Genomic DNA, 19217 nt, shown 5'->3' with positions numbered 1-19217 from the left:
ATCAAACCGGAATATCTTGCACAAATGCAATTCCAAATGGCTTGTACGGGACGTAAATGGTGTGATTTTATCAGTTATGACCCACGTTTTACGAGAGATGCATCTCATTTACGTATGAAAATCAAACGTATCCACCGTGATGACAAACAAATTGAACAAATCAATCAAGCGGTTGAAAGCTTTTTAACTGAAATAGAACAAGAGATCCAAAGAATCTCAACAAAAGCCGCCTAATCGCTTATGGGGGTGCTTTTCTTATGCCTCCTAGCACCCCCACCCTTTCCTAACAATTTTCAATCAATTCGTGATTCACGACACGGGTGAATTGCATCTTAAATGTAAGGAGAAATATATGGCGCCTCGTCCAGCTACCATAACACAACCAGCTATTGCACGCGCGTTAAGAGAAGCTAAAAAGCAAGGGTGTGAACTCATAGAAATAAAGCCTACTGGTGAACTGCTTATCTACCTTAAAGACAATATCCCATTGCCAAATTCAGTGAATAATCATGATAAATCATGGAATTTGTCACCTGATGATTATGATATCATCTTATAGGGTGTCACCATGCCAAAACCACGCCCCCCTCATCTTGTCAAAGAAATCACACGTCATGGTAGAATTATATGGTATGTACGCATTGGTCATGGACCACGTCGTAGAGTACATGGAACCTACGGAACGCAAGAATTTGTTGATAATTACAAAAACGCTCTTGCCGAATTACAAGGCATAATCCCTCCAAAACCTAAAACCGGTAAACTTACTGAAGGTTCATTTGCGTGGCTGCTTAAACAGTATTTTAATAGTGTTAATTGGCATAGCCTCGCTAAAGCTACAAAAAGACAAAAAGAACTCATCCTTATGAAGGTATGCGATAGCATAGGAAACATTCCATACCAAGCAATTGATAAGAAGCATATTATAGCCGGTGTGGAACGGCGTAAAGATACACCAGCAACAGCCAGGAATTTTTTGAAAGCACTCAATGGACTTTTTAATTGGGCGATTGAACAAGGTCTTTTGGAAAGTAATCCAACAGTAGGTGTTAAGAGACCTCCTCTCAAAAACAAAGAAGGCTTTCCTGCTTGGACAGAAGAAGATGTTGAGAAATACTATCAAAAATGGCATCATGGTACGCATGAACGCGTATGGATTGATGTCCTCTTATATACGGGCTTACGTCGTGGTGATGCTGTTCGCATTGGCTGGAAAGACGTTAAAGATAATATCATTCACCTCAAAACAGAGAAAAGCAAATTCCAAACAGATGTTTTTCTGCCTATTTTACCAGAACTAGCCAAAACTTTTGAAGCTGGTCCTATTGGTGATGAAACATTCATCTGTAGTAAAATTAATCAAAAGTTCACAAAAGAAAGTTTTGGCAATACATTTCGAGACGCTTGTAATGCGGCTGGAATTAAAAAATCAGCACACGGTTTGAGAAAATTAGCAGCAACCCGCGCAGCTAACTCTGGTGCAACTGTCTCACAACTCAAGGCAATTTTTGGCTGGACAGAAGACCAAATGGCATCTCTTTATACCAAGAGCGCAGATCGTAAAAGACTAGCTCTTGAAGCTATAAAAAAGCTCCAAAAAAGTTAGGGATAGAAGCAAAAAAACATAATTAAATCAATACTAAATCATTCCCTTACATTAGATATAACTTTTTAATTTCATTTACCTTTTATGTGCACATTCAGGACACACAAAATTTTCACCCTCTTCATAAGTATAAAGACAATCACAACGAGGACACTTGGGATATTGGGTCATAAATTCGCCTTTTTTAAAGAAAAACCATTCATGATGATGGATCATAAAGCAAGAAGGGCTTATTGTCCATTATTTTAGAAAAACATGTTCTTTTGTTTTTCCTCTTGATCTGCCACCTGTATTCACAAATGCGATCATCTTCAACAATCGATGCGTTTATAACATTATATAATATCCCCCGTAGACCATAAGATCTTCCTCTATTGAATTAACCAAAGCCTTTCGCTTGCATGTTATAAAAGGAAAAAACCGTGTCAAATGATTAAGAAAAGACTTTTTAAAAAACGCCCTCAAATGCAAGAGCCAATATTGAAACGGATGATATGACTTTTCTCCTGCATAAAGGTAAAAATGATGGTACTCGATGGATTGTTATCCCCTTCATGAATAGCATATATCAGATGGTTTCTTGTATCTTGAGAAAGGCCCTCTTTAAAACAAACATACGAAAAATAAAACAACGATAATATTCTAGACAATATTCTGTTGGAGGTAAAGGACACCCCTCTATGACTCTTTTAAAAAGTACCTTTTCAAATCCTCCAGAAATCATTGGGCATAAAGGCTTAAATTATGCCAGATTATGATGATCCACCACCTCTATTTTAAGAATCCAACAGTTTGAGAAAGCCAGCCATATATAAACGTAGAAAAAATAAAACAAGCCTGAAAATAGAGGCTCTCTCTTATGATAAGTAAAATCATTCCTCTAAAACTCTCCCCCCCCCTCTAAAACCATAATGTAATCAATCATCATATCTTTACAAAAAACATTCTAATGATCTCATGTGATAATATCAGGGCGGTCTCGTCCCAATTCTTGTTGTATGTTTAACAGTTTTAGGGCGACCTGTTGCAAAGGTTGAAGAACTTTTTGGGAATTTAAATTGTGTCTGCGCGGATCACCTTCATATTGTTCAAAATAAAGCCGTAAAGTCGCACCACACGTCCCTGTTCCCGATAAACGAACCACCAACCGTGCGCCATTCTCGAAAAAAATACGGATCCCTTGCCGCATGCTAACGCTCTGATCAACAGGATCATGATAGGTAAAATCGTCTGCTTTTTTGACCAAAAATCCAGAAATTTCTGTTCCAGCTTGTGGTAAATATTGTCGCAAATGTTCGAGTAAGGCTAAAGCTTTGTCTTCTTCAACTTCTTCATAATCATGACGCAGTGCATAAAAGCGCCCATAGCTCTGCCAATGCTGTTGCACAATTTGTGCAACTGTTTTTCCTGTTAGCGCTAAAAGATTTAACCAAAATAAGACAGCCCATAAACCATCCTTTTCGCGGATATGACAAGAGCCAGTTCCAAAGCTTTCTTCACCACAAAAGGTTACTTTTCCAGCATCCAAAAGCGTTCCAAAAAACTTCCATCCCGTTGGCGTTTCAAAAAAGTTTAATCCGTGTTTTTCAGCAACCAAATCTACAGCAGGTGTTGTTGGCATAGAGCGCGCAACCCCCACAATGCCTTGCCGATACCCTTTAATAAGATCTGCATGTTCTACCATAATTGCCAAAGAATCAGAAGGTGAGACATATTGCTGACGTCCAATAATCAGGTTACGATCACCATCGCCATCAGACGCAGCGCCAAGATCTGGTCCTTGCTCTGACATCAATAAATCATAAAGAGGCTTAGCATAAACCAAATTGGGATCTGGATGACCGCCTCCAAAATCTGGCAAAGGAAGACCATTGACCACCGTCCCTTTAGAAAATCCTAAGCATTTTTCAAAAATTTCATGGGCATAAGGTCCTGTTACCGCATGCATGGCATCAAACCGCAGACTAAGACCTTTAGCGACAGCTTTAGCAATACAGTCAAAATCAAAAATTTCCTGCATCAAAGCTACATAATCGGCAACAGGATCAATAATCTCAATCTGCATATTACCCATAAAAGTCACGCCTTGCCGGTCTAAATCAACATCTGGCGCTTCAAGAATTTTATAAAAAGAAAGACATTGCGATGTTTCAAAAATAGCCTCACATAGAGAATTAGGTGCGGGGCCGCCATTGGAAATATTGTATTTGATCCCACAATCTCCCTCTAAACCACCAGGATTATGGCTTGCAGAAAGAATAATTCCACCATGCGCATGGTATTTACGAATAAGATGCGAAACAGCAGGTGTGGAAAGGATACCGCCCCTCCCCATTTTAATACGAGAAACACCATGCGCCGCCGCCATCTTCAACACAATCTGAAGAAGTGTCCGATTAAAGGTGCGTCCATCTCCCCCAAGAATCAATAGCTTTCCTTCAAGAGGTCCAATATTCTCAAAAAGAGACTGTATAAAATTCTCCACATAATGGGGTTGTTGAAAAACAGACACTTTTTTACGCAAACCAGACGTTCCCGGTTTTTGCCCCTCAAAAGCCGTGGTTAAAACTGTCTTTATGGTCATGTTCATCCCTTCATACTCTTTTCTTTAACTTTAAGATGAAGAGTATTCAAAGTCGACCATTAATTCCACTTGACGGAACAATGAAATATTTGCACACTTGATAAAGATCAAAATTTTTTAAAAAGCCCTTTTATTTGAAACGCTCTTTCCATGTGGTTTTAGATACAAGGGTTGTTTTAAAACACAATTTTCATAAAAAATACAGGAGCATCCTTATGATAAAAAAAACAGTTCCCAATGTTACATTTCATACACGTGTCCGCGATGAATCAGTGAGTGGAGATAATCCTTATCGGTGGCAAGAGGTTAAAAGCGATGCTTACTTTAAAGGAAAGCGCGTTATTCTTTTTTCTCTTCCTGGTGCTTTTACCCCCACCTGCTCAACCTTTCAGCTACCCGATTTTGAAAAACTCTATGATGAATTTAAACAAGCTGGTATTGATGAAATTTATTGCATTTCGGTCAATGATGCTTTTGTCATGAATGCTTGGGGAAAAACACAAAATATCAAAAATGTGAAATTAATTCCCGATGGTTCTGGTGAATTCACACGCAAAATAGGTATGCTGGTTGCAAAAGACAATGTTGGCTTCGGTATGCGATCATGGCGCTATGCTGCTGTGATTAATGATGGTGTGATTGAACAATGGTTCGAAGAAGCAGGTTTTTCAGACAATTGCGCAACCGACCCTTATGAAGTTTCTTCACCACAAAATGTTTTAAAAGCTTTAAAAAGCTAACTTCAACTCAAAATCGTCTATTTAAATTTTACGACACAAATTTCTCTAGAAAAAAAATTTGTGTCGTTTGTATTTTTGAAAACCTATTCATGATAACATTTTGATTGATCATGGTTATTTAAGTGTTATTCAACTTGGGTAAAATCCTAACGTCATATTCTTCCATTTCAAATCTGTTTATCTTAGACCAATGAAAACCATTGGCTTGCACGTCACAAGCAAAGTTAGCGTGTGAATAAAAATTGTACAAGAAAGAACGAAAATGCCTTTTTATGAATCGTCGAGAAATGCCAAGGGGTTGGTCCGCAACATCCTAAGACTGGCAAGTTTGTGATGGTGATGCCGGTTTACTCCTTCATAAGTATAAAGATGGGGCTCAATAAATTTTATATTCTCAATAGATTTTATATTATTGAGGACTTTATCGTTATCGTATTCATGGGTAGTTCCATAAAATTGAAGGGGAAATATTCAAGCTTTCCGCAGCAATTTCTTTTACAAAACCATTACCGTTTTTGGGTTGCTAAAATATCTTGCACTGTTTGCACCAATTGCTCTTCATCCACCATCACTTGCGCAGGACGGCTTTCACGCCATGTTTGATTATCCTTAATTTCATGAGACAAACGCGCCCCTTCAATCAAATCTTTGATCTGTATTTTTCCACTCTCACGTTCTTGTGACCCTTGGATGATCACACAAGGCGCTTTTCGCCGATCAGCATATTTCATCTGCGCTTTAATTCCCGATGCTCCTAAATAAAGTTCCGCACAAATTCCCGCATTTCGCAATTGCATGACCATTTTTTGATAGCGTGCAACAGCTTCTGGCTCTTTATCCATCATCAATACCACAACAGGTCCATGCGTATTTTTTGCTGGCAGTTTTTCAAGATTTTGCAAAGCAGCGATCAAACGTGAAACCCCTATTGAAAAGCCTGTTGCCGGAATATTTTCCCCACGAAAACGCGCAACCAGCCCATCATAACGTCCCCCACCCCCAACAGAGCCAAAGACAACTTTTTGCCCATCATCATTGAGAACATCAAAAAGCAATGCCGCCTCAAAAACAGGTCCCGTATAATATTCCAATCCACGGACCACCGAAGGATCAATTTTAATGCGATTATGATACCCATTGGCCGCAAAGATTGCATGCATTTCCTCAAGCTCGCCAACCCCTTCAAGCCCTTGCGCACTTTGACCAACAATTTTTCTGAGAGCATCAAGCGTTTCTTCTGCCGTTTTTGCTTCTATCGTGAGTAAGGAAAGAATACATTCAATCTCTTTATCTTGAAGTTCAGCCCCTTTTGTAAAATCACCACTTTCATCCAAACGTCCTTTTCCTAAAAGCAAACGTATGCCTTCCGGTCCAAATTTATCCAGTTTATCCATTGCTCGCAGAACGGTTAAGCGCCGATCAACCTGCTCATTTCCCGCCAAACCAATCAACTGCAAAACACTTTCCAGAATTTTTCGGTTATTCAAACGAATGGCATAATCATGGCGTGCAATACCTAATTTTTCCAAACTATCGGCTGCCATCATGCAAATTTCCGCATCTGCCGCAACAGTTGGTGTTCCAACAATATCCGCATCAAATTGCATAAATTGCCGAAACCGCCCTGGTCCAGGTTTTTCATTACGAAAAACAAACCCCAATCGATAACTGCGATAGGGTTTTGGTAACGTTTCAAAATTTTCAGCAAAATGACGGGCAAGAGGAGCCGTCAAATCATAGCGTAAAGACATCCATTGTTCATCATCATCTTGGAGCGAAAAAACCCCTGCATTGGGGCGATCTGAATCAGGTAAAAACTTCCCCAACACATCCGTATATTCAAAAATGGGGGTTTCAAGCGCTTCAAAACCGTAAAGTTCATAAACTTCACGAATTTGCGCAATCATGATTTCAGTAGCATACAATTGTGCACTTGTACGATCCGCAAAACCACGGGGTAAACGGGCTTTGGTTTTTTCTTGTTTTAATGACATGTTATTCTCTAGCAACAATATGTGTTCACGGATAACCATTATCTCATAGCAACAAACGCTGCAATGACTTTATCGCCCTCAAAGCTTTTAACAACATGTTAGAGGCCTTCTATCATCTACAGATCGGTAGAACTAATCTTTATCTTTAAAAACCGTTCAAAGGTCAAAGAAAAACAAGCGCATTATTGCCATGAGACGTTTCTAGACACTTTCATAAATCTTTATGAAAAGAAGTCGTCTCTATTCATATAAACCCAGCCAAATGAAAGGTGTTAGAAAAAACACCAGATGTTTTACAAATGATTTTTTTTAAAAGTCAGGGTGCATGAAAAATCCGCATCTTTTAAGATAAGAAGGAAATAGAGAGAAGATAGCGCCATACATCATGTAAAACGTTTTTAATTCTGATCAGAAACCAATTTTAAAATGGCTTTTTGTTTGACAGAGGTCAAGACTCTAAAACTTTTTAAAAGCAAATATTCCTCTCTGTTTGAGGCGATTTCATCATAAGGGTATGAAGCATTTTCGTTTGTAGTGATATCAGTGTAAAAAAGGAAACCGGAACATTCAAAATATCGGAAATTTCCTTTAGGCGTCCTGCGCTCACACGATTTAAGCCTTTTTCATATTTCTGGATTCGTTGGAAGCTCACACCTAAAGTGTCTCCTAATGTTTTTTTTAAGAATCCCCAACATTTTTCGCTTCAAGCGAATTTTTTGCCGACAAAAAGATCAATATTAAGGTTCTGAGTTTGCATTCGCCCCCCACCTAGTGCGAGCGCCCTCGCATGAGTATTCCAGGAGTTTGAAAGTACTGAAACCTAATCAGCTTTTTTTCTTTTAGTGCGAAAATGCACCTAGACAGTGCAAAAACTCCCAGAACTCCGGGATACCCACAATAGTGAGGTTATTTTTACGCTAGGGATTTAGGGTTTTCAAGGCCCACTTGGTCGCCACGTATGCGACCAAAATCATCTTTTAATGTGTAAAGTAATTTCAAGATTTTTGCAATAAAAATAGTTTTTCAGGAGATCGCAGATTTTATTTTTAATGAGAAATTATCGGCGTCTTAAATTCTTTAACATGCACGCATCAAAATCATACCATCATCGACCCGCATTTCACGAAAGGATTCTCACCCTTGTTTCTCAAACCCACCCCCTTAGATAGGCTCCTTAAACAATACAAAACAACTTTTATTTTATCCTTCACACGAGCTCCAGCTGAATAATTATTCTACTATCCCACAAAAACATCGTCATTGAGAGGATAGCCCCCCATATGCAATCAGAAAGTGAAATCTTTTTATAAGGAAGATTGGTTAGGAAGAGCCTTCTCCCTTAGAGAAAGAGTCCAAAAATTAAGAGAGAAGTGTGTTTTTAGATTGTTCAGCAAAGTTATGAATAACATTTTTTAAATCAGCACTCTTTCGACCAGCCTCTGTAATTGACCTTGAAATTGAAGGAATAATATTCTGCCACAGCCTTTGAGGAAACTGCTGGGTTAATTGTGTTATTGTGCCCCCTTGAGCTCCAATGCCCGGAACAAGAAACAAGCTATTTTCTAGCTGCTCAATTGTCTCTTTTGCGTCACAGCCTAATGTTGCGCCAATCACGGCTCCGATAGGACCAATATGGCGATATTGATTTGAAGATTGACTATTATAGTCAACAATATGCTGCGCCAAATGAACAGAAACCGTTTGATCCCCAATGCGAGCATTTCGAATTTGCTTTCCCTCAGGATTAGACGATTGAACAACCATAAAAACCGCTGTTTTTGTTTCTTCTGCAATCTTTATCAAAGGAATAAGGGAATCAAACCCTAAAAAAGGGTTGACTGTTATAGCATCGGCTTTGAAAGGACTATCGGCACCAAGCCAAGCTTTACCGTAAGCTTCAGCGGTAGAGCCAATATCCCCTCTTTTTGTATCAACGAGAACCAACAAACCTTGTTTTTGTGCATTTTCAATGAGTTCTTTCAAAATTTGAAGTCCTTCCACCCCATATAACTCAAAAAATGCAGCTTGCGGCTTGATGATCCCCACCTTTCCTACAACCGCTGTTAAGAGGATATCACAAAAATCTTTTAAGCCTTTATAATCGCAGCTCAAATTCCATGCTTGTAAAACTTTATGACTCGGGTCAAATCCAACACAAAGGGGGCCATATTTTTCACTATTTTTAAAAAAAGCTGAACAAAACATTTGATATCCTACTACGTCCTCTCTTTAAACTTTTTGATACAATCAAAAAGAAAAGCATTTGTCAAAAGAATACAATCCTACCCCTCCTTAAGAAAGCACTCTCATATAGAACTCTCATAGACAAAATCTGCTCTTAACTTATAAAAGATATTCCCATTCACAAAGCCTATCGGATGTTTATCAATTAAGACATTATCATGAAATGAAAAATTTAAACTTTATCACAGAATACAAACAAAAAAACACGCCATATTATTTCGTTCGATAGTCTCCGTAAAGCTTTCCATATTATCTTTTTCACACTTCTTTTTTACACTCAACTAAAGTGCTCGATCATGCGTTTAAACAAAAATTAAAAAAGTTTCACCATGATGTTTTCAATCTTAACTTTAGTTTTCTCCAATTCACCTTTAGCAGCCTAATTATCCATGATGGGCAATAAACTTTGGAACATAATTGGCTAAAAGACATTATATCTCCAGCATATTCAAGGAGATAAAACATGGAAACCCGCATTCCTGAAAAAACACCTTTCGATACGAATTTTCTAGAAGAAACATCTCTAGACAAAAAATATTCATTTTTTCATACCCCTATTTCATGGTCCGCCATTTTTGCTGGACTGGTTACAGCTCTTGCCGTTTCAATATGCCTTTCTTTCCTCATAGCCGCTCTAGGCTTAAGCCAAATGGACTTTACCTCGTCCTCCCCTTTTAGAGGTTCTCTCCTTTCAATGGGTATTGGCTCTCTCATCGTTATGGTGATAAGCCTTGCAAGTGGAGGCTTTGTTGCTGGGCGTTTTGCTGAAATCTCTGGGGCTCTTCATGGTTTCTTAACTTGGGCTCTCATAACATTGCTAATGACCCTCCAAGCCATCCACGTGGTTTCGAGTACAGCAAACTTAAGCGCTAAAGCAGTTGGGAAAAGCGCTTCTATGATAGAACAAACCGTCGATAACCTCCCCTCTCTTCTTGCAAAATTAAACAACGAAAATTTTGAAAAGTTTTTTGCAGAAAACCGTGATAATGGGATTAATTTTGATAAATTGGGCAATGAATTGCGTACGCTTCTCAAAAAAAGCGATATTCCGGCTCTCAATCTTGATCGCTTGAAACAAACTTATCAGGCTGCACTCAACGATATTGGTTCTGCAATCACCGCTTTCAAAAATGATCCTTCGCATTATCGCACAACTCTGAAAAATCTAGGGAATAGCCTTTCTGATCGCCTAGAAACACTGACAGAAAAAGTTAATCAAAGCGATATCATCAAAGCCCTGATGAACAATGGCATGTCGCGTACAGAGGCACAAACGACAGCCACCCGCGCCGTTCAACTCTATCAAGGGGCAGAAGAAAAAACAGAACAAACCCTCAAGGCACTAGAAAAACAAACCGATACCTTGTCTCAAAAGCTTGATGCCCGGGCCAAAGATGCACTTCACATAGCTGATAAAGCCACGACAAAAGCATCACACATGGGATGGTGGGGCTTTTTAGGGAGTCTGATAGGCGCCATTATTTCCAGTGTTTGTGGTTATTATGGTTACAGAAGCCGTAAGGATATTTTCAAACTTTAAAACTTATACCTCTAAACAAACACTTTAAAAAAAGCTGTACACTCTGTACAGCTTTTTCTTGCAAGACTTAATCATAACAATAAGTATTCCCTTGGCGAAATCTTCTTGATTTTTTTTTATTCTTTTTAACGCAGCCAGAATTTTTAAAATTTAAATACAGCTTTTATAAAAGTGAACAACACGACAAAGCCCCCAGCACAACCTTCATTGAAAAAACTCTACTCTTGTCGGTTTTAGAATAAGACAGCTATAGATATTATACGTATACGTTTTTTTTAAATTTCATAAGCCCCGAAATCCACGATATAATATGATGATAACCTCATTTATTTTAATGATTACTGAGAACTTCCTCTCCTAGTATTGCATTGCTCAAAGTGCATAAATATCACGTATCCTTGTCAAAAATCAAAAGACTACCACTAAAAGGCTTCTGCGATACATTTTTGCTCTCAACAAATATTTTTCTATACGACTACCCATTTACCAGCACTTCAATTTGATACGTGTCCAATTTCTCTTACCAGCATTGAATAAACATCAAATCCAAGCCGTTAAGTTTAGAAAACACACCCATGTTAATGACTAAAGTGAGTGGTAAAAATCCTCATGTATATCTTATGGTAACTTAACGGATCAACGATCCTTTATAATCTTTACAAAGCAATTTATTTATTTTATAAGTTCATGTGATGAGATGATTAATCATTTATTTTTTATAAATCAGGATCTTGTAATCATTAATTGCTATATAATGTGGGGATAGGGGGGGAAGAGTGAGTTTACAAAAAATAGATGTCAATGATCATTTTTCGTTTTCTATAAGGGGACAATCGGAGAATTGCTCGCGTTTAATCGCGATGAAGCAGCATGTTATGATTGGCGTAAGCCCATTTAACTCAAGATTTTCAGAAAAATATATTACTGAGCTCATATATTGGTGTGCAAAAAAATTCGATAGCATTGACATATTGCTCCCCGATATAGAATCAGCGATGCTTCTTATATTAGCATCTGGAGCAACTAAAATTAAAGCAGAGAGAAAAACAAAAAAGGAACTCAATCGTATAAGACGTATATTATACAATATTCAAAGTTATTATACAATATTCAAAGTTTTAATAATTTAGAAAAATTATTTCACGTTCTTGACTTCTCTCAATATAAGCAAAGTGAAAATTACAAAATACTAAAATCAAAAGCTATAGATCTGTACAAAAAAAAACGGAAAATTTAGTTCGTTATGCACTAAAATGTCAATCCAAGCGGTTGGACATCAGGCAAAAAGTGTGGGATTGTCAACTGAAGAAATAAACCGTTTGGAAACAACAGATATTTCTATTGAATATATTTTTGATGAAATACCGTTCTACATAAACACTCCATCTCTCCTTAACATAGAAAGCTCAATTTTAGTCTACCATCGTGAATGGCCAGTAGGAGAATTGTTGCTCAGAGGCGAGCCTCCTCTCTATGTTGATAAACAACAAGGCCACGGAATTGTTTCGATATGTACATAAATTTATGATAAAGAGTTAATTTATGATTAAAAAAACAAGGGGGGAGTATAATGCGCCACATTATTCAATTCAACATTATGGATAAAAGTTTCCAAAACAATCCATATAAAACATACCAAGCTATCCATTCTTCTAATTCTGTTCTTTGGGATGAAAATCTTAAAGCTTATTTTTTTGGCAGATATGAAGATGTCAACGCGATTTTGAAGGATGTCCGTTTTACAACAGCCCCCTTAGCCGTGCGAGCGGAGCCAGTCATGGGTGATCGTGTTTTGGCACAAATGGAAGGAGATGAGCATCATAAAAAGCGACACGCTGTCTTGTCAAAACTTACCGGAAAAATGTTTCGCACACGCTATGCTCCCCTTATTGAAGAAACAATAGACCGGCTTCTCATGCCCTATCTTGCAAAGGGGCGAATAAATATTATGAATGAATTCGGAAAAGATTATAGTGTGCTTGTTACATTAATGGTCTTAGGTCTACCGATAGATCGCTACAAGGATATATCGATATGGCACAAGGGTATCGCATCTTTTGTTACCAGCCTTAACCAATCAGATGAGGAAAAAGAATTCAGCTTATCATGTAGTAAAAATATCATTTCTTATCTCACACCGCTGATAGAAGAATGGGATAAAAATTCATCAGAAGATTTAATCTCTGTTTTATGCCAGAAAACAGATGATGGCAATAATATGACAACTTCTGAAATAGTTGCTCTCGTCCTTAACATGTTATTGGCTGCCATAGAACCTGCTGATAAAACATTAGCTTATCTTTTTTATCACTTGCTCACAAACCCGAATGAATTAGAAAAAATCCAAAACGATAGAACAGTTCTTGGCGATGCTATAACAGAAACATTACGCCTCACTTCTCCTGTTCAACTTATACCTCGCCAGACCAATCAAGCAATGGAGTTTGCAGGGATCTCATTGCCAGCTAACTCTCTCATTTTTTGCATGATTGGAGCAGCAAACCGCGATCCTAATGTTTTTATGGAGCCCAATAATTTTATCCCAAAACGCAAACGGATCCGTAAAACTGAACCAGATCTTATAAAGACCGCAAACCATTTAGCTTTTGGAGCAGGCATACATATTTGTGTAGGTTCTGCTTTTGCTCTTATGCAAATAGAGCTGACAGCGAATAGACTCCTCGATAAACTCCTTAAGATTAGTTTAATCGATGGCTTTCTTTTGGAAGAGGAAGGATTGTATACAAGAGGGCCATCAGCACTCCCAATCACATTCACCCCGATATCACAATCCTCACAAACAGGTATTCATTCTCAAGGCCTATGATTTATGGGAAACAAGCAATATAAATAATATCTAGCAAGGGGCATAATAATGCAGAAGAAAGATTCCTATAGCAAATCAGAAAAGTATGTCATCTATACTGTCATTATCTCCAGTATACTTCCCTTGCTGGATGGAAGCATTGTTAATGTCATCCTTCCTGACCTTGCGCGTTATTTTTCAACAAAGAACGATAATATACAATGGGTTGTAACCTCCTATTTTCTTGCCACTGTTCCTGGACTGTTGATTGCAGCTTTTGTACAGGGGAGAATAGGGATTAAAAAGACTTGGCTTCTTGCAAACTGCATTTTTATGCTTGGATCATTGGGGGTAGGATTAAGCTATGATTTTCAAACCATTATATCAGCCCGTATCGTTCAAGGTTTTGGAACAGGCCTTTTGTTGCCCCTAACCCAAACCATTATTGCCTTACAATTTGGACAAGAACGGGTGCGCCAAGCTATGGGCTCCGTAGCCGTACCAACGGTTTTTGCTCCTGCCTTTGGTCCACTGGTGGGTGCCTCAATTGCTCAGTATGTATCTTGGCGTTTGTTATTTTTTATCAATATTCCCCTTATTTTCTTAGCTGTCGCCATTGGCGTAAAACATTTAAAAACCAACGAAACAGCAAAAACAAAATTTAACTTACTTGCATTTTTAGCATTTTCCATATCCCTTATTTCATTTTTTTACCTCACAGAAGCCGCAAATAGAAACAACAACTCCGTATATATCCTAGCACTTATAGCAGTGATCTCTCTGATATTATTCATTATTTTTAATCAGAACGCAAAAAACAAACTCATCGTCTTTAGCGGATTTAAAAATGCGCGCTACACATTGCTTATGATCATGGGGCTTATTGCTTCATTTCTCTTTTACAGCTTCCTCGTTTATTTCCCATTAGCCACCACTATAGAAGAAAGCCATAAAAATAGCCTCCTTATCATCGGTGCAGTCCTTGCGCTGCAAGGGGTAGGCGCATGGATTGGAAGAAAATTTATTTACCAGCAATGGAAAGAAAAAACGCCCTTTTTCATGATCGGCATTGGTTTGGTGATATCAAGCTTTGGGTTATTATGCTTTGGCTATCACATAAGCTTAGATGGGCTTGGTTTCTTACTAAGAGGCGTAGGACTTGGCATTACCACCATTGTATGCCTATCCGCGCCCATCCAATATGTCAATCGTTTATACGTCAAAGATACAGCCGTTATCACCCGCATATTACAGCAAATAGGCGGTGCCTTAGGGGGTATATTCGCTGGTTTTTTGATCCATTCACTGACAGAAGAATACTTGTCCTTAAATCAAACATATATCGTATTCTTCATATTCTCTATCGCTGCATTTTTACTGTTTTGCCTCGCACTCTCCTTATCACCTAAAGAGAAGAACTCAGATTTGTGATATATTTGTTTGAAAAACGCATAACATTTGCAATGCTCTATAAGAGATCATATAATATTTGCACTGTTAGAGACCATCAACGACCTTGCCTCAGCCTTTATCATTTTTATGAAAGAACACTAAATCGATAAGCTCCTTAAGCTCTAAAATTGATCACCTCCAGTAACGTACGGTGTTTGTAATTTTATGATACCTCTGTGCTTTTAAATCCCTCTAAAAACCTCTTAAAATATGGGATTTTCTGATCAGACCTTTGCAAAGATCCACGAAATTAAGCACGCGTTTCAATGCGGAATAGTTCCATAAATGCGCTAACAGACGCCCTACCGCACCAGCATAGAATATAGAACCCGCCCCCGCGCACGCCCCTATAAATGCTAATCATCTTTTACCACACACCGCGATGTGAAAAATCGCACTGTATTACAAACTTGATAATGTTATTCTCCCCTTTTCAAAGTCATTGAATCACTATGCTTTCATAACAGCAATAGGTCCAAATGAAACTGAAGCGACAAAAACAGCTGGTAAAGCAGCATCTTCTCTCCATCTCATTGTTAACTGTTATAAGAAATCTCCCCCACTTTAATAAAAAAGCCCTCTCTCATTGAGAGGGAAATTTTAAAAACATTGAAAATCATGATGCACGATGACAGACAGCAAACCATCTCTAAAAAGGCTGTTTTTTTACTTTTACAGTGTGCTCTGAGATTTCTCTAACATTTTCCTGCCTTTAGATTTTCCTTATAAAATTTACGGACAAAAGAAGCTTTTCAGAACTCTTTTACACATAACTTCATTGCTTCAAGCTCCCTTACAGACACGATAAACGCGTATATTTCCATCTACCAAGTATGCGAGCTTCACAGCGGATATAATGAAAACAGTCTTTTTATAGAAAACCGTAAGCTTTAACGGAATAAACGAGATTTTAAACTAGCCTCCCGCATTACTCATTACTCTATACCGGTTATGCAAATAAAGAGCCCCATCTACTTTTTCTGACAAGCAAAGAACACACACAACATTTAGTAACATGCCATTATTGAAATTCTTGTCACAAGACCTTCCGTTCAGGGATTATGCGCATTGCCTGCTTCCTTCTCTCTAATAAATAATCTGCCAATAAAGAATGCTACTGCAGTTACGATAATACAAAATTATACTTCTGTTCTCATTCTATATTTTTCGAATTATCACACACTATTCCCCCTTCACTGTTATAACAATGAAAGGAGAAAAAAATTAAAACACAATATGGCATTTATCTTTCACAAATCTTATATAAGCCACAAAATTGTTGCGCGACCTTCTATACAAGGTCAGACAATAAAATTATATTCTAAAAACCACTCCACACACCACTTTTTGATATTATAAAGCCATAAAATGCAATTATCACCTCCGCAAAAAATCTCTCAGAAAAACAAAATTCCTCCTGTAATCATTGGACTACTTCCTCCAATGTTTGCGCACCATTATACGTGTAAGGAGTTAAATAACTTGTTTATTGCATCATTTGCTCCTTCTGAGATTCCAGAAGGTACAAAATCCGAAAAAGTTAAAGCATGGCTACGTGCAATCAATGTGGAATGCGAAGAACCGCTTGAAGTCCTTGGTAACTTTCTTGGGGATTTTTAGAAAAAGAATATTATGACCCAGACCCAAGCGGATTAAATCCATCATTATATGAAAAAATTTTACAGTTACAAAAAGATAAACGTACAGTTTTAGGAAAGTTAAAGGAATATGACTTGGAATATCAGCGTGGAGGATATATTATCAAGAAGGAGTTGACCTCCACACAAGAATTGCAAAAAGCTGGTCTCCTCTCTACAGAAGAGCTACAAAAACGTATTACAGAGAAAGGCCTTTCAGCAGTAGAAATCGAAGTAAAAAGAGCATTAGAAAATATAGAAAAAGATCCAAGGGAGGCGGTTCTATTTGCAGCAAATCTGTTGGAAGCCTCTTGCAAAGCTTATCTCGACCACCATTCTATCTCATATAAAGAAAACGCCCGTAATAATCTGCCTGCTTTATGGGAAGAAGTCGTTAAGAAAGCTAAGATCCATCCCGAAGATATGAAGCAAGAAAACTTAAAAAATCAAGATCTAGATGAAAATGACTTAAAAATGATCGCATCCGGTCTGTATCAAATTGTGCGCGGTACTATAAAGTTAAGAAACAAGAAAGGTGCAGCGCACGGCCGCTCAAAAAAGGATTTTGAACTAATCAATCTCAAGCCTCGCCATGCGCGTTTAACTTTTAATGCCGCCCATTCCCTCTCAATTTATATCTTAGAGCTCATGGATCAGCCATAATAAAAAACCATATCACGACTACCAGCATTTTCTTGTGCCATTTTTAATGCCTAAAAAGCATTAAAGGGGGCTGCTTCTACCCTACAAAACCAAATATTTCTATAGCATGACAGAATGAGTAATCACACCACCCTATAGTTCTCCTCTTCCCCGCGTTTCTAGGCTCCGCTTCTAAAGTCAGTGGCAATTTCTGTAAATGCAAAAGGCGCCCTTAAGGATGGCGAATGAGGATGGTGCAAAAGTATTGCCTTGATTATTTTTTTAAGAACAAACTAGCTGATGTACTATTTTTGGAAAGCTCTCGTGCAGAAATATTATGATGGAGAAGCTAGTCATTATGATAAAAACACAAGTCTTAACTCCGTAAAGAGAGAAAATCTGAGCTTAGATTTAATTCCTACAAAGCCTTTATGCGCGTAAATTACATACCTATACGTTCTTCCTCTACCCTACTTAATTTTATAATAAGACAGCTCCGTATAAAAAACAGCACTATTCTTACATACCATAGCCATTTTCTCTTTACAGGCTTTCTGCTATCAACATAACGCTTTACCCTCTTAAAACACTGTTTGCAAAAGGTTTGCATCATTACAATGATCATAGGCATAGGCTTGCTACCCCAAAAAGCTTGCTAGGTAAAAATCCGCCTTAGTATTTAGTGGTATAGATAGTTTGGAGTTCAATGAATTGTTTGCAGTTTTTTTGTTACAAAAAGTTGGCAGATTGTTTTGAGGATAAAGATATACAGACTACACATAGAACAAAGGGAAGGATGATATAAAGTCCAAGAAAATCTGAGTTTAGATTTAATCCCTTCAAAGCCTTTATGCGCGTAAATTACATACCTATACGTTCTTCCCCTACTCTACTTAATTTTATAATAAGACAGCTCCTTATAAAAAACAGCACTATTGTTACATACCATAGCCATTTTCTCTTTACAGGCTTTCTGCTATCAACATAACACTTTACCCTCTTAAAACACTGTTTGCAAAAGGTTTGCATCATCACAATGATCATAGGCATAGGCTTGCTACCCCAAAAAGCTTGCTAGGTAAAAATCCGCCTTAGTATTTAGTGGTATAGATAGTTTGGAGTTCAATGAATTGTTTGCAGTTTTTTTGTTACAAAAAGTTAGCGGATTGTTTTGAGGATGAAGATATACAGGCTACACATAGGACAAAGGGAGAGATGACATAAGAGCCAAGATAATCTGAGTTTAGATTTAGTCCTTGAGCACTCTTTAAGTGCGTGGACTTACGTACCTTAATGGCTTTTACCTCCCCCCTTGCTTCCGAAGGTGCATGATGATTAGTAGGCATGCCCCTAGTTCTTATTTGGGTTTTGTACGCGAGAAGAGTTTCGAGTGATGAACATTGCATTCCGATGCGTTTAGACGCTACACCTGTTTTTTTCTTCTTTTATTTTCAGAGATTGATGATATTTTTTGTTTTGCAGTACTAAGAAGAGCTTTTAGATTTATCGTTTTAGAGAGAAGAAAGCATTCTCTGCCTGCCTCTGCCTACCACTGCTTCATTAGTGGCATACCCCTTACTAGTTCTATTGGGTTCTTTTATGGGATGAGAAGACATCCGATCCAGCTCCAAAGCCGCTCCTAGGTCTTGGTGCGTTTAAGGGCCACTAGTTTTTTTACTGTTTTGATAGAGGTTCTATGAGAAAAGTGTAGCAGGAAGGGGAACTTATGTAGGTAAATTACTGACTTTTCCTAGTAGAGGGAAAAGTTTGAATAAAGAGTTATTCTATAACATTTTGCATTACGTGCATTTTTATATTTTCACGTGCCATCATGTTTGCAGTGTTGTGTTCAGAGATAATGTAATGTTTATGGAAATATTTGTATGGGAACTTTGGTTGCGGGGGCAGGATTTGAACCTGCGGCCTTCAGGTTATGAGCCTGACGAGCTACCGGGCTGCTCCACCCCGCGAT

Annotated in this window: 11 protein-coding genes, 1 tRNA gene and 4 pseudogenes; 10 read left to right on the top strand and 6 right to left on the bottom strand. The window is 38.0% G+C overall.

Annotated elements, in window-relative coordinates; genetic code table 11:
• The 3 genes and pseudogenes from PVV65_RS08200 to PVV65_RS08190 form a co-directional block, all read left to right on the top strand.
• Positions 1 to 234 (top strand): annotated as a pseudogene (locus tag PVV65_RS08200) (exonuclease); the annotation flags it as partial.
• 118 nt (positions 235 to 352) lie between these two features.
• Positions 353 to 559, top strand: coding sequence for a hypothetical protein (locus tag PVV65_RS08195; protein ID WP_273789829.1), 207 nt, complete (start codon positions 353 to 355; stop codon positions 557 to 559).
• A gap of 9 nt (positions 560 to 568) precedes the next feature.
• A complete protein-coding gene (locus PVV65_RS08190; RefSeq protein ID WP_273789828.1) occupies positions 569 to 1606 on the top strand; it encodes a tyrosine-type recombinase/integrase in 1038 nt (345 codons plus the stop codon).
• 81 nt (positions 1607 to 1687) lie between these two features.
• On the opposite strand, the pseudogene PVV65_RS08185 reads toward PVV65_RS08190, so the two are convergent.
• Together PVV65_RS08185 and PVV65_RS08180 are read right to left on the bottom strand one after the other, a co-directional pair.
• Positions 1688 to 1777, bottom strand: a pseudogene (locus tag PVV65_RS08185) (alkylphosphonate utilization protein); the annotation flags it as partial.
• Between the two features lie 784 nt (positions 1778 to 2561).
• Positions 2562 to 4190, bottom strand: a complete 1629-nt coding sequence (locus PVV65_RS08180) for an alpha-D-glucose phosphate-specific phosphoglucomutase (RefSeq protein ID WP_273789827.1) — start codon at positions 4188 to 4190, stop codon at positions 2562 to 2564.
• 215 nt (positions 4191 to 4405) lie between these two features.
• Here PVV65_RS08180 and PVV65_RS08175 point away from each other — a divergent pair, with 215 nt between their 5' ends.
• Entirely contained in the window at positions 4406 to 4930 is a 525-nt protein-coding gene (locus PVV65_RS08175; protein ID WP_273755168.1) for a peroxiredoxin, read from the top strand.
• Between the two features lie 506 nt (positions 4931 to 5436).
• On the opposite strand, the gene hisS is transcribed toward PVV65_RS08175, so the two are convergent.
• The 3 genes and pseudogenes from hisS to pyrF form a co-directional block, all read right to left on the bottom strand.
• Positions 5437 to 6924, bottom strand: a complete 1488-nt coding sequence (hisS, locus tag PVV65_RS08170) for a histidine--tRNA ligase (protein WP_273789826.1) — start codon at positions 6922 to 6924, stop codon at positions 5437 to 5439.
• A gap of 398 nt (positions 6925 to 7322) precedes the next feature.
• Positions 7323 to 7681 (bottom strand): annotated as a pseudogene (locus PVV65_RS08165) (helix-turn-helix domain-containing protein).
• Between the two features lie 602 nt (positions 7682 to 8283).
• Positions 8284 to 9129 (bottom strand): orotidine-5'-phosphate decarboxylase, encoded by an 846-nt coding sequence (gene pyrF, locus PVV65_RS08160; RefSeq protein WP_273789825.1) that lies wholly within the window; start codon positions 9127 to 9129, stop codon positions 8284 to 8286.
• 502 nt (positions 9130 to 9631) lie between these two features.
• On the opposite strand from pyrF, the gene PVV65_RS08155 reads away from it, so the two are divergent.
• From PVV65_RS08155 to PVV65_RS08130, 6 genes and pseudogenes are all read left to right on the top strand, one after another.
• Positions 9632 to 10708 (top strand): YrzE family protein, encoded by a 1077-nt coding sequence (locus PVV65_RS08155; RefSeq protein WP_273755164.1) that lies wholly within the window; start codon positions 9632 to 9634, stop codon positions 10706 to 10708.
• A 776-nt stretch (positions 10709 to 11484) separates the two neighbouring features.
• Positions 11485 to 12228, top strand: a pseudogene (locus PVV65_RS08150) (tRNA-dependent cyclodipeptide synthase).
• Positions 12229 to 12278: 50 nt separating this feature from the next.
• Positions 12279 to 13535, top strand: coding sequence for a cytochrome P450, cyclodipeptide synthase-associated (locus PVV65_RS08145; RefSeq protein ID WP_273755162.1), 1257 nt, complete (start codon positions 12279 to 12281; stop codon positions 13533 to 13535).
• 48 nt (positions 13536 to 13583) lie between these two features.
• The gene (locus PVV65_RS08140) at positions 13584 to 14945 is read left to right on the top strand and encodes an MFS transporter (protein WP_273755160.1); all 1362 of its coding nucleotides are present in this window, start codon (positions 13584 to 13586) and stop codon (positions 14943 to 14945) included.
• Positions 14946 to 16448: 1503 nt separating this feature from the next.
• Positions 16449 to 16586 carry a hypothetical protein gene (locus PVV65_RS08135; RefSeq protein WP_273755158.1) on the top strand — a complete coding sequence of 46 codons (138 nt, stop codon included), beginning with the start codon at positions 16449 to 16451 and terminating at the stop codon, positions 16584 to 16586.
• A 113-nt stretch (positions 16587 to 16699) separates the two neighbouring features.
• Positions 16700 to 17266, top strand: coding sequence for an abortive infection family protein (locus PVV65_RS08130; RefSeq protein ID WP_273755867.1), 567 nt, complete (start codon positions 16700 to 16702; stop codon positions 17264 to 17266).
• A 1872-nt stretch (positions 17267 to 19138) separates the two neighbouring features.
• On the opposite strand, the gene PVV65_RS08125 is transcribed toward PVV65_RS08130, so the two are convergent.
• Positions 19139 to 19215 (bottom strand) — tRNA-Met (locus PVV65_RS08125).
• Between the last annotated feature and the right edge of the window lie 2 nt (positions 19216 to 19217).

It is taken from the genome of Bartonella sp. ML70XJBT (assembly GCF_028618425.1).
Taxonomy (GTDB): Bacteria; Pseudomonadota; Alphaproteobacteria; order Rhizobiales; family Rhizobiaceae; genus Bartonella.
The sequence above is the reverse complement of the archived record's forward strand: the minus strand, read 5'-3'. Positions and strand labels throughout refer to the sequence as shown.

Excerpts from the sequence above, each read along its gene's own strand:
- PVV65_RS08195 (WP_273789829.1), top strand. The coding sequence starts at position 353 with ATGGCGCCTCGTCCAGCTACCATAACACAACCAGCTATTGCACGCGCG.
- PVV65_RS08190 (WP_273789828.1), top strand. The coding sequence starts at position 569 with ATGCCAAAACCACGCCCCCCTCATCTTGTCAAAGAAATCACACGTCAT.
- PVV65_RS08180 (WP_273789827.1), bottom strand. The coding sequence starts at position 4,190 with ATGACCATAAAGACAGTTTTAACCACGGCTTTTGAGGGGCAAAAACCG.
- PVV65_RS08175 (WP_273755168.1), top strand. The coding sequence starts at position 4,406 with ATGATAAAAAAAACAGTTCCCAATGTTACATTTCATACACGTGTCCGC.
- hisS (WP_273789826.1), bottom strand. The coding sequence starts at position 6,924 with ATGTCATTAAAACAAGAAAAAACCAAAGCCCGTTTACCCCGTGGTTTT.
- pyrF (WP_273789825.1), bottom strand. The coding sequence starts at position 9,129 with ATGTTTTGTTCAGCTTTTTTTAAAAATAGTGAAAAATATGGCCCCCTT.
- PVV65_RS08155 (WP_273755164.1), top strand. The coding sequence starts at position 9,632 with ATGGAAACCCGCATTCCTGAAAAAACACCTTTCGATACGAATTTTCTA.
- PVV65_RS08145 (WP_273755162.1), top strand. The coding sequence starts at position 12,279 with ATGCGCCACATTATTCAATTCAACATTATGGATAAAAGTTTCCAAAAC.
- PVV65_RS08140 (WP_273755160.1), top strand. The coding sequence starts at position 13,584 with ATGCAGAAGAAAGATTCCTATAGCAAATCAGAAAAGTATGTCATCTAT.